Raw genomic sequence first — 15133 nt, 5'->3', positions numbered from 1 at the left:
GAAGCTAGAAGGATGAGTACGTCGTCCCTCACCGCCCCGGCCACCCCGCTGAGCGACGACGAGGTGCGTCGGCTGCGCGAGGACTTCCCGATCCTCGCGAGCACGGTGAACGGGCATCCGCTCGCCTATCTCGACTCGGGCGCGACCTCGCAGCGGCCCTTCGCGGTGCTCGACGCCGAGCGCGAGTTCGCGACCACGTTCAACTCCGCCGTGCACCGCGGAGCGCACACCCTCGCCGCCGAGGCCACCGAGCTCTTCGAAGACGCCCGGGCCACGGTCGCCCGCTTCATCGGGGCCGACGACGACGAGATCGTCTGGACCTCGAACGCCACCGAGGCGCTGAACCTCGTCGCCTACTCTCTCTCGAACGCTTCGATCGGGCTCGGAGGAGCGGCGGCCGAGCCCCTGCGACTGCGGGCGGGCGACGAGATCGTCACGACCGAGATGGAGCACCACGCCAACCTCATCCCGTGGCAGGAGCTCGCCGCGCGCACCGGTGCGACCCTGCGCGTGATCCCGCTCGACGACGACGGGGCGCTGCGCCTCGACACCCTCGCCGAGCACATCACCGACCGCGCGAAGCTCGTCGCCGTCACCCACGTCTCGAACGTGCTCGGCGTGATCAACCCCGTCGAGCAGGTGATCGCCCGCGCCCGCGAAGTCGGTGCGCTCGTGATGCTCGACGCCTGTCAGTCGGCCCCGCACCTGCCGCTCGACGTGCGCGCCCTCGACGTCGACTTCGCCGTGCTCTCCGGCCACAAGATGCTCGGACCCACCGGTGTCGGCGCGCTCTACGGCCGCCGCGAACTGCTCGAGATCATGCCGCCGTTCCTCACCGGCGGCTCGATGATCACCACCGTCACCACCACCGAGGCCGAGTACATGGCTCCGCCCCAGCGCTTCGAGGCCGGCACGCAACGGGTCTCTCAGGCGATCGCGCTCGCCGCGGCGGTCGACTACCTGACCGAGATCGGGATGCCGCGGATCGCCGCCCACGAAGCCCAGCTCGGTGCGCGCCTGCTCGACGGACTCGGCGCGATCGATGGTGTGCGAGTGCTCGGCGCGGGCATCGCTCTGCGGCGCGTGGGGCTCGCGAGCTTCGACGTCGCCGGCATCCATTCGCACGACGTCGGCCAGTTCCTCGACGACCGCGGCATCGCCGTGCGCGTCGGACACCACTGCGCCCAGCCGCTGCATCGCCGTCTGGGCGTGACCTCGTCGACGCGGGCCAGCACCTACCTCTACACCACCGACGCCGAGGTGGATGCCGTGATCGACGGCGTCGCCGCGGCCATCGACTTCTTCGGAGCACGCTCATGACGTCCGGCGACCTGCAGAACCTCTACCAGGAGCTCATCCTCGACCACTCGCGCACGCCGCACGGCTTCGGCCTGCGGGGCGAGATCCTGGCGCAGTCGCACCAGGTCAATCCGACCTGCGGCGACGAGGTCACCGTGCAGGTGCACCGCGCGGCTGACGGATCGATCGAGGCGATCGCCTGGGAGGGGCACGGCTGCGCGATCTCGCAGGCGTCCGCGTCGTTGCTCGCCGAGCTCGCCGAAGGGCTCTCGGTCGACGATCTCGACGTGCGCATCGCGGCCTTCCGCGAGGCGATGCGCTCGCGCGGAAAGATCGAGCCCGACGAGGAGCTGCTCGGTGATGCCGCGGCTCTCGGCGGGGTGTCGAAGTACGTGGCGCGTGTGAAGTGCGCGATGCTCGCGTGGGTCGCCGCGGAGGATGCCCTGCAGAAGTCGACGCTGTCACCCTCGGTGTAGGGCGCGCCGACGTCATCCGGGGACTTCTCGGAATACCGGCGGGCGGTGGGCGTTGGCCCCCTGTATGACCACTATCGGAATCATCGGTGCAGGACACATCGGCGCTCAGGTCGCTCGCGCGGCCGTCGCCACCGGCTACGACGTCGTGATCGCGAACTCGCGCGGACCCGAGACCCTCACGGATCTCATCGACGAGCTGGGCCCGAAGGCGAAGGCGGCGACCGCGGTCGACGCGGGCGCGGAGGGCGATGTCGTCGTGGTGACGGTGCCGCTCAAGGCGATCGGTGACGTGCCGGTCGAACCGCTCGCCGGCAAGATCGTGCTCGACACGAACAACTACTACTTCGAGCGCGACGGCCACATCGACGCACTCGACAAGGGCGAGACCACGACCTCCGAGATCGTGCAGGCGCACCTGCCCACCTCGCGCATCGCCAAGGCGTTCAACCACATCATGGCCGCCGACATCACGTCCGATGGAACCCCGGCCGGTACGCCGGACCGCCGCGCGCTCGCGACCGCGGGCGACGACGAGGCCGTCGCGTTCGTCACGAAGTTCTACGACGAGATCGGATTCGACACCGTGAACATCGGACCCCTCAGCGAGTCGTGGCGGGTCGAGCGCGACCGCCCGGCGTACGTCGTGCGGCAGAACGCGGCCGAGCTCGAGGCGAACCTGGCGAAGGCGAATCGCCTGCCCTGAGTCGAGATCGATTTCACGATGGGGGACGGATGCCGCGGCATCCGTCCCCCATCTCATTCAGGTGAATATTCTCGCCCTGGGATACCAAAGTTGGCGATTTCGCTCTGCGAGTGCAAGACTGCCGGAATGACGGGGGCGGGGGCTACCGAACTGGAGTCGGTGCGAGTGACGCGCATACTGCGCGATGACATCGTGCTGGGTCGGCGTGCCCCGGGTTCGCGACTCGTCGAGCGTGACATCGCCGCCGAGTTGCACGTCTCGCGGCTGCCGGTGCGCGAAGCCATCCGCGTTCTCGTGTCGGAGGGCGTCGTCGTCGCACGGCCGCGCACGTGGGCCGTGGTGCGCGAGTTCACGCACCAGGACATCCAGGACTTCGCCGAGGTGCGCGAGGCGATCGAGACCCTGATCTTCGTGTTCGCCGCCGAGCGCCACGACGAGGACGGCATGGAGCGCATCCGCCTCGCCTACGAGCGTGAGATGGCGGCGGCCCTCGCGGGCGATGCCGAAGGTGCGCGGATCGCGGCGGGCGAGTTCCACGAGATCGCCGCGCGCCTCGCCGGCAACGACATGCTCAACGAGCTGATCAGCGTCTTCCTCACGCGGCTGCAGTGGTTGTTCGGGCAGCACGACGACCTCCTGGCGATGGCCGAGGAGCACCGCATCATTCTCGAGGCGATCGAGGCCCGCGATTCCGACGCCCTGCGCACGCTGATCCCGCAGCACCTCGCGAGCGGGCGGCTCGCGGCCGAGCGGCGGTTGGCGCGCGGCGTCGAGGTCTGAGGGGCGGCGGCTGCGCTCGTGCGTGGCGGCGGCTGCGCTCGTGCGTGGCGGCGGCCCGGCGTTCATAACTCCGGAAGAACGAGGGTTTGCATCGCGGGACGACCGCTTCGGGCCAGTTCGAGCTGAAACCTCCGGAGTTGTGAACGGCCGGTCCGCCGCACTTCGCCCTCACGTCGCCCCGGCACACCGCTATATTGGGCCTGTTGGGTGTGTTCGCGTTCTCTGGGGAGCGGTATGCGAGGCGTAGCCGTCGTCGTCGGGGGTCTGTTGTTGATCGGGGGAGTGACGATCGTCGTGCTCGCCGACCAGCAGCGCGCGGCCGAGGTCGCCCAGCTCCACGAGCGCGTCGAGCAGACCACTGAGCGTCTCGACGAAATCGGTGACGACAACCTCGGCCTCGCCGTCCGGCTCACGGCCCTGCGCTCGCAGATCGCCGAGCAGGATGCCGAACTCACCGACACCACGGGATTCATGCAGTGATCCGGCGCGCGATGGCGGTGACGATCGCTGCGGCGATCCTGGTGGGCGGCGCCGTGGTCGATCGAGCCGCCGCTCTCGAGGCGGAGCGCGCCGAGACGGTCGCCGAACTGATCGCCGTGACCGAGCAGGCGAACACCTCTGCCGCGCGCACCGCCTATCTCGAAGGGGCCGTCGAACGCGCCGAAGAGGATGCCGCCGACCGCGACGCGGTGCTCGAGGTGCGCCCCGCCTTCGTCGATGAGATCGCCGCTCTCTCCACGGCGTTGGAGGGCGCGGACGGCAAGGTCGACACGGCGGCGCACCGGGCATCCGCTCTGAATGCGCAGCAGACGGTGCTCGCCGAGCGGTCGGATCCCGCGGTGGTCGTCGCGGCCACCGCCACTGTTCACGCGCTCACCGAGAAGGTGGGCGAGGAGGTCTCCGACTGGCAGGCGGCGCAGATCGTCACCGCGGGTCCTGCCGGGCCGGCCTGGAGCACGAGCGGACCCGACGGGTACGCGCGCGTGCGCGCCGCCCTCGACCAGGTGGGCGGGGCGGGCGTGGGCCTGTACGAGTCGTCGTCGTGCGCGGGCGGCACGGCCCCGGCCTGCGCGAACAGCGGAGGCTACATCAAGTACCGCGCCGACATCGCGAACTGGAGCACCGGGCGCCTGCAGTGGGCCATGGCGCACGAGCTCGCGCACATCTACCAATTCCAGGTGTGGGGTGCGCTCAACGCCTCGGGCTCGTACCAGTCGATGTTCGGGGGAGACCCCGAGTTCCTGGCCAACTGCATGGCCGTCGTGCGCGGGTACCCGGGCGATGTCGGGTGCAACGGCGATCAGCAGGCGTGGGCATCGGGCATCTGGGTCGGCGCGGTGGGCTGACGGCCGGTCGCTGGCTCAGTCGATGGGTGTCGTCGTGTCGATGGCCTCGCGCAGCGGCCCGCGCATGACGCGCCAGTACCCGGCAGGGGAGAGGCGCGTGAGCACGTCGATGAGCCGGGCCTCGCGGCCGATCATGGTGCGCGCCCGGCGATGGACGGTCGCGCGCACGATGCGCGCCGCGGCATCCGCGGGTTCGGTGTGGTACATCGCGGCCTGTGCGGCGGCGGCCCGATCGGCGATGGCCGGCGGGATCGCGGCGGCGTACCGACCGTGCAGGATGATGCCCGTGCGCACGCCCGCCGGATACACCGCGCCGACCGACACCGTGCTGCCCTCGAGCTCGTGCCGCAGCGCCTCGGAGAACCCGCGCACGGCGTACTTGCTCAGCGCGTAGGGGATGCGACCGGCGGGTGCGGCGAGGGCGTAGACGCTCGCGAGGTGCGTGATGTGGGCGGCGGGGGCGCGGCGCAGCGCGGGCAGGAGCGCCTTCGTGATCGACACGGTGCCCCAGAGGTTCACGTCGGTGAGCCAGCGCATCTCCTCCATCGTGAGCTGGTCGATGTCGCCGAGCATCGACGACCCCGCGCAGGTGATGAGCGCGGTGATCCGAGGGTGGGCGGCGGTGATGTCGGATGCCGTCGCGAACACCGCGTCGTCGTCGCGAAGGTCGACCACGTGGATGGTGACGGGTGGGGCGCTCGGGTTGCGCGGGCCGGCGAGCTCGGTCGAGAGGGCCTGCAGCGCCTCGGCGTTGTGGTCGATGAGGGCGAGGTGCGCGCCGGCGGCGGCGAGCTGGCGGGCGACCTCGGCCCCCATACCGCTGGCCGCGCCGGTGATGACGGTCGTGCTTCCGGGCAATGTCAGTGGCCGCATGCATACTCCTCGAGGGCGAGCCGAGCGGGCTCTTGCCCATTCTGGCCGAGGCTGCGCGCGGGCGATACGGGTACGCTCAAAGGGAGGAGGTTCCGGTGGGACGAACAGCGGATGCCATCGCCGAAGGCGTCGCGATCGCGACCGCTGCGGCGCGCCTCGCGATCAAGAACCACATCCTCGTCGGGACGATCGCCGAGGACGGGATCTTCGACACCGAGAAGTACATCGCCGACGCCCGTGAGGCGTTGCGAGCGATGGCCGAGGAGTCCGAGGCGGCGGCTGAGAACGTCACCGCCCTGCGCAAGCGGGCGCGTGGTCGGCACTCCGATCCGCGCGGCACGCACGACTACCGCGACCGCGATGTGCGCAACCTTCGGCGGCGGGCGAAGCAGTCGAGCGGCGTCGCGGCGAAGCTGCGCGAGATGATGGACGACCCCGAGCAGCTCGGCGCGATGGTCGAAGAGGCGCGCGAGGGTGCGTGGTCCGACGTGCGGCACAACCTCGACCGTCGACTGCGCGTCGAGGGCATGCGTCCCGATCAGGATCCTGACTACTCCCGCATGCGCGAGGCGCGGATGCAGGCGCTGCGGCTCGTCGATCTGCAGGCGCTGTCGTCGCTGCAGCGCGCCAAGGCGAAGCGCAAGAAGAAGGAGAAGGACGCCGAGAAGGAGTCCGCCGAGACCGCCTGAGGGGCTCGTTTCGCTTTCGCGTCGAGTCTCATGTAGGCTATTCCACGGCCCGCTGAGCGGGCTGGGCGCCCGTAGCTCAATGGATAGAGCATCTGACTACGGATCAGAAGGTTAGGGGTTCGAGTCCCTTCGGGCGCACAGCAGATGAAACCCCCGTCGCGAGAGCGGCGGGGGTTTTCTCGTACCCCAGGGAGTGTCTCGCGGGGGACCCTTCGACAGCCTCAGGGACCCAGTCTCTTCACCGGGTCGCTCTGCCTCTGCACTGGGTCGCTGAGCCCGTCGAAGCGTCCCGCCCCCGCACAACTTCGGAGTTCTGGCGCGACGCGCCGGTCGAGGAATCCGTTCGTCCGGCGTGTCGAATCGGATCTCCGAAGTTGTGCCGGGGGAAGAGTGTCTTGTGGGGGACTCTTCGACAAGCTCAGGGACCCACCCTCACCGGGTCGCTCCGTCTCTGCACTGGGGCGCTGAGCCTGTCGAAGGATTCCGCCCCGCACGAACTCGAAATTCGCCACGGATAAACGCCCGCACCCGATATACCAAAATGCCAAAAGGGGCGACCCGAGAAAGTGCTCGTGCTACCGCCTAGACGAGGAACTCGGCGTTTTATGACGCGAAAACGGAATCTTTTTTCTGGGCCCGGCGTGTCGCGCAATTCAGCTTGCAATTGCGCGAAGACATAGGCCACTGTGAATCCCCAGAGCGGCGCATATGAGGCGCCTGTGAGCATCCGGGGGGGATGACTTTGCCCAAGTACATGGTGCGACGTGTTGTCGCGCGCGCAATCGTCGGAGCAGTAGCACTGGTGTCGTTGATGTCGACACCGGTCATGGCGCAGGCAGTCGAACCCGCCTCCGCCGACACGGTGATCGCGAGCGTCGCGGCCGCTCCGGTGGTGTTCGCCTCGGCGGACGAGAAGGACTCCGACGGCGACAGCATCCCCGACGTCGTCGAGCGCGAGGTCTGCGGCACCGCGACCTGCGCGATCGGCACCGAAGACCGCGACGCCGACGGCATCCCCGACTGGACCGAAGTGCTCTCGTGCGGCAGCACCACGTGCGCCTCGCCCACGGCCGACCGCGACAAGGACGGCATCCCCGACTTCGCCGAGCGCCTCGTCTGCGGCACCGACACCTGCTCGAACTCGCTCGAAGACGCCGACGGCGACCGCATCGGCGACTGGGTCGAGTTCGTGATCTGCGGCACGCGCACCTGCGCCGACGGCTCGGAGGACTACGACGGCAACGGCGTCTCGGATGCCGCGGAGCTCGCCGCCTGCGTCGTGCGCGTCGACGACCTCGCCATCACCGGTGGCACGATCGCCCTCTGGATCATCATCCTCGCCGTCGTGCTGATCGGCGGCGGCCTCGGACTCTGGATCTGGCAGCGCCGCCGCAACGCCGCCGCCACGGCGGACATCGACTCGGGTGATGACGCGGATGCCGACACCGACACGGATACCGACACGGATGCCGCTGCGCCTACCGAGACCGACACGGATGCCGACGCGGACTCCGACCTCGACGTCTTCGACGAGCCCGCCGCAGAAGCCGACACCTCCCCGGACGCCGAAGGCACCGACCCGACGCCCGACACGACGCCCGACACCACCCCCGACACGACGCCCGACACCGACGACTCCACCGAGGCTGGTCGCTGATGTGGTCGAGGTCCGTCGCGGTCAGTGCGATCGCGGCGCTGGTTCTCGGTGTCGGCGCCGTGGCGCCCGCACCGTTCACGCCCCAAGAGCTCATGGAGCAGGCCCGCTCCGAGGTGCTGCAGAAGGTCTACGCGGCCGCCGGCCTGAACGCCGACGGAGAGCTCGACGACACCGATGACACCACCGGCACCGCCACCGAGACCCCCGCCCCGGCGGCCCCGCCCGTCCAAGGCGGAATCTCCACGACCACCAGCGCCACCACCCACACCTCCACCGGCACCTCGAAGCCGATCAAGACCTCGGCTGCGGCATCCGATCTCGCACCCGGCGAGCCGACCGACATCGCCTCCGACGCGCTCGGCGTGCAGGCGACGTTCTCGGGCCACGACCTCGAGGCTCCCGTCTCGCTCAGCCTCACCGAGGCGCCGTCCGAGGCGCAGGCGCGTCGCTCGGCCGTGGTCGACACCTCGGGTGTGGTGGTGAGCGATCCGGTCGAGATCGTCGCGCTGAACGATGCCGGCGAGAAGGTCACGAGCTTCCCCGCCGAGCTGATCGATCTGCCCAGCGACGACCCCGAGCACGGCCCGGTCGTCAAGGACGTGATTCCGGGCATCACGCTCGAGTTCGACGTCGACATGGCGCGCGTCGAAGAGGCCGAGGTCGAGACCTCGACCCTGCGCATCTACACGCGATCGACGCCCGACGAGCCGTGGACCGAGCTGCCGTCGTACTTCGACGCCGAGACGCAGACGGTCAAGGGCGAGTCCGATCACCTGTCGCAGTTCGTCGTGATCGGCACCCCGTTCCCGGTTCCGCCGGGGCCGGTGGTGGTGCTCGACCCCGACAACGACGAGGGCGTCGTGCAGACGCCGGCTCCGGCGACCGAGTTCCCGTACAACTGGAACCTCGTGCAGGGGCTCAAGAGCTACCTCGAACTGCAGTGCAAGGCCCGAGTCGTGGTCACGAACGCGGCCGGCATCCCGTTCGTCTCCCGCGACACACGCGCCGGAGTCGCGGCATCCGCCAACCCCGTCGCCACCGTGAGCTTCGGCTTCGCGACGTGGAACGGGTACGCGTGGGGCAACGAGGCCGAGGGCGGCACGATGGCCTACTCGCGCGGCTCGGGCGCCGACAACCAACTGCGCGACTCGTTCGTCACGCACATGCCGACCTACACGGGGCGTCCGTCGAACATCGAGCCGTCGAACGCGAACTTCCCGTTCGCGCAGTTCGGCGGGGTGCCGGGGGCGTACGCGCACGTCGAGACGCTGTTCCTCGACCACAACTACGACCGCCCGGTCATCGATCAGGGCTTCGGCAGCATCGTCGACGGCACGTTCCGCAGCCTCGGCGGGTACCTCGAGTCGATCGGCTTCGACTGCACCGACCCCGTGCTGGGCGGCTGGCCTTCGCCGCCGTCGCAGGCCGAGCTCGCCCGCTGGCGCCACCTGGGCTACCAGAACTACCAGACCTACGGCGCCGACCCGGTGTCGTTCTCGACCGGGAACCTGGTCGAGTCGTTCCCGCTGTTCGACCTGGCGGGCCCCGGCGCGCAGTCGATCGCGGTGAACCTCGTCTACAACGCGCAGGACGGCCGGCTCTCGCGGGTCGGTGCGGGCTGGACGTTCGGGCTGGGTGCCCGGGCGCAGCGCTTCGACGACGACTCGGTCATGGTCGTGCGTGGTGGTGGTGCGTCATTCGTGTTCGCGAGCGACGGCGCCGGTGGCTACACGGGTGAGGAGGGGCTCGGCCTCACCCTCACCGAGGGCGGCGCGGGCCAGCTGAACCTCACGAGTGACGAGGGTGAGACCTGGGTCTTCGACGCCGCCGACATCTGGGGCATCGGCGAGCTCACCCGGCACGTCGACCGCCAGGGCAACGCCACGACCCTCACGTACGGGGCATCCGACCCCGACGTGCACCAGTTCACGCCGCTGACCTCGATCACCGACGCCGCCGGGCAGACCATGCAGGTCGCGAGCGACGGCGTCGGCCGCATCACCGGTTTCACGCTGCCCGACGGTCGCACCTGGTCGCTGGCCTACAACGACGCCGGCGATCTGATGTCGATCACGAGCGCCGACGGCACCGTGCAGTCGTTCACGTACGACGCCGAGCACCGGATGCTCACGGCCACCGACGGCAACGGCGTCACGTATCTCGTGAACGAGTACGACGCGGCGGGCCGCGTGGTGCGTCAGCTGGATGCCGAGAGCAACGTGCGCACTTTCGCGTACGCCGACGGCAAGACGACCTACACCGACAACGAGGGCGGCGTGGCCGTGTTCGAGTACGACGACAAGGCCCGCATCACGGGCATCGTCGACACCGCTGGTGAGAAGGCGACGTGGGAGTTCGACGACGTCGGCAACGTGTCGTCGCACACCGACGAGGCCGGTCGCACGTGGGAGTACACCTACGACGATGACGGCAACCTGCTCGAGGAGGTCGACCCGTCGGGCACCGTCACGAGCTACACGTACACCGATGGCGGCGACGTCGAGACGGCGACCGATCTCGACGGCGACCGCACCGAGACCAACGTCTACAACGCGCAGGGCCTGATCACCGAGGTGCAGCAGGCCGACGGCGCGTCTGTGCGGTTCGAGTACAACGCCGCGGGTGACGTGACGCGCAGCATCCTGCCGTCGGGAGCCGCCACGACCTATGCGTACGACGCGCGGGGCAACCTGGTGTCGTCGACCGATGCGATCGGGCGGGTCACGACCTATGCCTACGACGCGAGCAACCGCCTCACCGCGGTGACCGATGCGGCCGGCGGCGTCTCGTCGTTCGCCTGGGATGCGGGCGACCGCCTCGCATCGACGACGGATGCCGAGGGCGGGGTCACCACCTACGCCTACGACGGCAACGGGCAGCTGACGGCGGCGACCGACCCGATGGGCGCGGTCACCGGTTACACGTGGGATGCGCTGGCGCGCCTGGTCACGGTGACCGACCCCGAGGGCGGTGCGTCGACGTTCGCCTACGACGGGGAAGACAATCTGACGGCGTCATCGGATGCCGAGGGCGGAACCACCGCGTTCGTGCTCGACGAGGCCTACCGCACGGTGGGTGTCATCGACCCGAACGGCGGGGAGTGGGAGCGCCGGTACGACGAGACCGGGGTGCAGACGGCATACGTCGATCCTCTCGGTGCCGAGACGACATCGACGATCGACGATCTCGGTCGCCCGGTCACGACCACCGACGCCACGGGTGCCGCGTCGTCGGTGGAGTACGACGCCGCCGGACGCGTGGTGTCGCAGACCGACGCAGCGGGCGGCGTCGCGACCTACGAGTACGACCCGATGGATCGGGTGACGCTCGTCACCGACCCGGCAGGGTTCGAGACCGAGTACCTGTACGACATCGACGGCAACCTCATCGGGGTCGTCGACCGCAACGGCAATCCGACGCTCTACGAGGTGGATGCCGCCGGCCAGGTGCTGCGTGAGACCGATGCCACCGGTGCGGTCACCGAGTTCTCGTACGACGCCGTGGGGCGGATCGCGAGCATCCTCGATGCCGACGGTCGCACGACCGCGATCGAGTACGACCGCAACGGGCAGCAGACGGCGTTCGTCGCGCCCGGTGGGGCGCGCACGACCTACGCCTACGATGCCGCGGGGCGCCTGGTGTCGCAGACCGATGCGCTCGGCGGGGTCACTACCTACGCCTACGACAAGGCATCGCGCCTGGTGACGGCGACGGATGCCGCGGGCGGCGTGAGCACGTACGCCTACGACAAGGCCGGCCGGCAGACGCAGGCCGTCGATCCGGTCGGCGAGGCGACGGCCTTCTCGTACGACGAGGCGGGTCAGCTCGTCGGGGTCATCGAGGGTTACGAGCCCGGGGCGGATGCCGCCGCCGATGTGAACGTGAAGACCGCGTACGCGTACACCGCCACGGGTCTCCTCGAGAAGATCACGAACCCGCTGGGGGCGGAGACGACCTTCGCGTACGACGCGGCGGGGCGTCAGACGACCGAGACCGGTCCGACGGGCATCGAGACGAAGACGGCGTACGACGACGCCGGTCGCGTCGAGCGGGTGTCGAACCCGGCTGGCCTCATGGCCGCGTACACGTACGACGTGCGCAGCGACGTCGAGACGCTGGTGCGGTCGGACGGCGAGGTGTCGTTCGAGTACAGCGGCGAGCAGCAGCCGATCGTGATGGACGACCCGACCGGCACGACCGGGTGGGTCTACGACGAGGTGGGTCGTCTGCTCCAGCAGACCGACACCCGGGGGGACACGCTCACCTCGACGTACACGCAGGCGGGTCTGCGCGAGTCGCTGACGTATCCGGATGGCACCGAGACGGCGTACACGTTCGACGCCGCGGGTGATGTGGCGACGCAGTCGACGCCCGAGGGGGTCGTCGAATACGCGTGGGATGCCGAGAGCCGGTTGACGGGCATCACCCGCCCGAACCAGGTGACGAGCTCGTTCGAGTACGACCCGCTGGGTCAGGTCACGCGGGTGCTGCACGAGACGCCCGAGCCGGAGCCGGTGCCTGCCGAGCCCGAGCCGGAGCCGTTGAAGACGGATGCCGTGGAGTGCCGTGCCGTGGGCACGTATCTCGCCGAGCGGCAGGCGCCGACCGCGGGTGGGCAGAAGCCGTGCGTGAAGACGTGGGACTATCTCGAGCGGCGCACGCTGCCCGAGGTGGAGTCTCCGGTTCCCGCCGGTGCGTCGCTCGAGTACACGTACGAGTACGACGCCGCGGGCAGTGTGACGGGCTCGGTCCGCACGATCACGGGTCCCGAGATCGCGGAACCGTCGGTCCCTGAGCCTGTCGAAGGGCCCGACACCCCGTCCACACCGTCGGTCCCTGAGCCTGTCGAAGGGCCCGACCCCACGCAATCGGTCGACACTCTCTCCCACACCTTCACCTACGACAACCTGGGCCGCCTGACGCAGTCGGAGGCATCCGATGGTGAGACGAACGCGTACGGTTATGACGAGGCGGGTAACCGCACGTCGTGGGATATTACGGGCGCCGAGGCGGGGGAGTCTCACCTGACGGCGGAGTTCAACGCCGCAGGTCAGTTGCTGTCGACCAAGACGACCGGTGCGAACGCGGGTTCTGCGTCGTACTCGTTCGATGGTGCGGGTAACCGGTCGTCTCAGACGGTGAACGGTGTTCCGACGTCGTTCGGTCATGATGCGGCGGGGCGGTTGTTGTCGACGCAGACGCAGGGCCGGTCGACGTCGTATACGTATGACGGTTTGGATCGTCGGACGTCGGTGACGGATGAGACCCGGTTTGGGTCGGATACGACCGGGACGACGTGGGATGGTCTTGATCCGGTTGCGACGGATAGCGGGTTGCACGGGTCGACGGATCTCCTTCGGGATCCGACGGGTGAGGTCGTGTTCCAGTCGGGTGCGTACGACGATGCGTGGGTGTTGGGTGATGCGCGTAATGCGACGGCGACGGTGGATGCCGGGGGCCGGATCACGGATCTCGTGGATTATGCGGACTTCGGTGCTGCCGGGTTCGAGTCCACGGGGTGGGCGTCGTTGGTCGGTAATGACGGGCAGCCGGGCGATGCGACTCTCGGGCTGGATCACTACTACGCCCGTGACTACGACACCGCGACCGGGTCGTGGGTGCAGCCGGATGAGTGGCGCGGGCTGCTGGTGCGCCCGCAGTCGTTGAACCGGTTCGCGTACGTCGAGAACTCGCCTGTGGCGTTCAGTGACCACCTTGGGTATGCCTCGAAGAAGGGTGGGCTTGCGGCGGGGTTCGGCAAGACCAACGTGAAGAAGTCGACGACGAAGGGCGGGCTCGCTGCCGCATCCGCGGCGATGAACATGAATTCATTGGCGAACTCGCTCTCGAAGGTGGTGAAGTCGCTGCCCAAGGGCAAGGTCTCGAACCCGTCGGGTGAGTCGGATGACTGGACCGCAGCGAGCCACCCGCCGTGTGTTTACTCGTATGAAACCTGTGCGGGCCCCGTTCCTTTGTCGTCCCAGGGTGGGCCGTTCTCCGCAAGTCCATGGACATCGGAACAATGGGCCGCGGCCGGTTGGATCGTCGGTGGTGCGCTTCTTGTCGGGCTCGGAATCGCGTGTATTGCCGCCACAGCAGGCATCTGCGGCGCAACGATTCTCGCATCGGCAGGTGCCGTCGCTGTGACGAGCGCAGGCACGACCGCCGCCGCCGGCGCCGTCTCGATTTCCGCAGGAACGATCCTCGGCGGCGTTGCAATCGTCGGCGGGGCAGCCGCGGTGGGCGACGGCGCCCAAACGATGTTCAACGAAACGCCGAGCGGCAATGGCGCTAACGCAGGTGGATCGAGGCCTTCGTCGCCGAACCAGCTCAATCAACAAATCAATCGAGGTCAAGCTCCCTCCGGCATCCGACGAGTCGACACAGGTAAGGTGACGGGCGAGCAGCAGCACGTCCATTTCTCGAACGGAGCGGCTTTGAACGTCGACGGCACGTGGAAGCACGGTGTGGCGAACTTGACGCGTGACCAGATCGCCTGGTTGCAGCGGAACGGATGGGTGATTCCACGTGGCTAATTCGCGAGTCCTCGAATGGATTGCTCATGCGAGCGATGAGCTGAACCAGTCCCGAGGGACTTTCGTCAGTGCCCACGCTGACGAAATCTCCGGCGTGGACGTCATGTCACGAGTCGCGGTTCTCGACCTCTTTTCGCTTGTAGCGCGAAATCGTCCCTCTTCGTCGCATGCGCGGCTCGCCCTTCCGTACGGGTACTCGTCCGACGTCGACACCAACTTGCCTGACTTAGCAATGCCAGCACGAGACACGTCAGACGAGCCACCGTCGATCTACTTGTTTGCGGATGGATTCTTCTCGTTCCCCAGCGATCGAGAAGAATATCGATGCCCCTACCCTCGGACACCATGGGGCGACTCGTACTCCGCCGAGTACGTTTGCTCGCGCTCCATGCGGGATCGCGCGCTCAGTTGGGAGTTTTCACGGACGGTGTGGGTGCGCCACGCCGGGAGCGGGGAGTGAAATCAACGTGCAAGTCGGTTGTGCTGGCTGGCACAGTCGGAGGCATCCGATGGTGAGACGAACGCGTACGGCTATGACGAGGCGGGTCAGGCGATCGATCTCATCTACGAATCGGGATACGAAGAAGAGCTCGTCGAAGTCGTCGGCAGGCTCGATGAGATCGGCGACCTCGTCGATGGAGCGGTCTCGAAAGCGGAGATCGACGACCTCGTGCGTTTGATCGGGATGTAGCGCCACGCGAAGCATGACGAACGAACTTGGGGCGATCTGGATGCGGGGACTCGCGTCATAATCTGCGGGGTTCATCGTCTTCT

Annotated in this window: 11 protein-coding genes and 1 tRNA gene; 11 read left to right on the top strand and 1 reads right to left on the bottom strand. The window is 68.5% G+C overall.

Annotation, left to right across the window (positions count from 1 at the left end; translation table 11 throughout):
• The first annotated feature begins 12 nt into the window (after nucleotides 1-12).
• The 6 genes from WFJ97_RS07215 (at nucleotide 13) to WFJ97_RS07190 (ending at nucleotide 4604) form a co-directional block, all read left to right on the top strand.
• The gene (locus tag WFJ97_RS07215; RefSeq protein WP_336640973.1) at nucleotides 13-1320 is read left to right on the top strand and encodes a cysteine desulfurase; all 1308 of its coding nucleotides are present in this window, start codon (nucleotides 13-15) and stop codon (nucleotides 1318-1320) included.
• Nucleotides 1317-1775 (top strand): Fe-S cluster assembly sulfur transfer protein SufU, encoded by a 459-nt coding sequence (sufU, locus tag WFJ97_RS07210; RefSeq protein WP_336640972.1) that lies wholly within the window; start codon nucleotides 1317-1319, stop codon nucleotides 1773-1775. Before WFJ97_RS07215 ends, sufU begins: the two co-directional genes overlap by 4 nt.
• 64 nt (nucleotides 1776-1839) lie before the next feature.
• A complete protein-coding gene (locus WFJ97_RS07205) occupies nucleotides 1840-2478 on the top strand; it encodes an NADPH-dependent F420 reductase (protein WP_247623394.1) in 639 nt (212 codons plus the stop codon).
• A gap of 165 nt (nucleotides 2479-2643) precedes the next feature.
• Nucleotides 2644-3258, top strand: coding sequence for a GntR family transcriptional regulator (locus tag WFJ97_RS07200; RefSeq protein WP_247632882.1), 615 nt, complete (start codon nucleotides 2644-2646; stop codon nucleotides 3256-3258).
• Nucleotides 3259-3492: 234 nt separating this feature from the next.
• Nucleotides 3493-3738, top strand: coding sequence for a hypothetical protein (locus WFJ97_RS07195; protein WP_336640971.1), 246 nt, complete (start codon nucleotides 3493-3495; stop codon nucleotides 3736-3738).
• Nucleotides 3735-4604 (top strand): hypothetical protein, encoded by an 870-nt coding sequence (locus WFJ97_RS07190; RefSeq protein WP_336640970.1) that lies wholly within the window; start codon nucleotides 3735-3737, stop codon nucleotides 4602-4604. The genes WFJ97_RS07195 and WFJ97_RS07190 overlap by 4 nt, the downstream gene beginning before the upstream one ends.
• 15 nt (nucleotides 4605-4619) lie before the next feature.
• Here the strand turns inward: WFJ97_RS07190 and WFJ97_RS07185 are convergent, their stop codons facing one another.
• Nucleotides 4620-5477 (bottom strand): SDR family NAD(P)-dependent oxidoreductase, encoded by an 858-nt coding sequence (locus tag WFJ97_RS07185; RefSeq protein ID WP_336640969.1) that lies wholly within the window; start codon nucleotides 5475-5477, stop codon nucleotides 4620-4622.
• A 95-nt stretch (nucleotides 5478-5572) separates the two neighbouring features.
• On the opposite strand from WFJ97_RS07185, the gene WFJ97_RS07180 reads away from it, so the two are divergent.
• The 5 genes from WFJ97_RS07180 to WFJ97_RS07160 all read left to right on the top strand — a co-directional run bounded on the left by WFJ97_RS07180 (nucleotide 5573) and on the right by WFJ97_RS07160 (nucleotide 15050).
• Nucleotides 5573-6166: an asparagine synthase gene (locus WFJ97_RS07180; RefSeq protein ID WP_247632879.1), complete on the top strand. Its 594-nt coding sequence runs from the start codon at nucleotides 5573-5575 to the stop codon at nucleotides 6164-6166.
• Nucleotides 6167-6231: 65 nt separating this feature from the next.
• A tRNA-Arg gene (locus WFJ97_RS07175) sits at nucleotides 6232-6304 on the top strand.
• A gap of 598 nt (nucleotides 6305-6902) precedes the next feature.
• A complete protein-coding gene (locus WFJ97_RS07170) occupies nucleotides 6903-7823 on the top strand; it encodes a hypothetical protein (protein ID WP_336640968.1) in 921 nt (306 codons plus the stop codon).
• Nucleotides 7823-14359 carry an RHS repeat-associated core domain-containing protein gene (locus tag WFJ97_RS07165; RefSeq protein WP_336640967.1) on the top strand — a complete coding sequence of 2179 codons (6537 nt, stop codon included), beginning with the start codon at nucleotides 7823-7825 and terminating at the stop codon, nucleotides 14357-14359. The genes WFJ97_RS07170 and WFJ97_RS07165 overlap by 1 nt, the downstream gene beginning before the upstream one ends.
• Nucleotides 14360-14837: 478 nt before the next feature.
• A complete protein-coding gene (locus WFJ97_RS07160; RefSeq protein WP_336640966.1) occupies nucleotides 14838-15050 on the top strand; it encodes a hypothetical protein in 213 nt (70 codons plus the stop codon).
• The last annotated feature ends 83 nt before the right edge of the window (nucleotides 15051-15133 follow it).

Origin of the sequence: Microbacterium sp. USHLN272 (assembly GCF_037149655.1) — a bacterium.
Classification (GTDB): Bacteria; Actinomycetota; Actinomycetes; order Actinomycetales; family Microbacteriaceae; genus Microbacterium; species Microbacterium galbinum.
The sequence above is the reverse complement of the archived record's forward strand: the minus strand, read 5'-3'. Positions and strand labels throughout refer to the sequence as shown.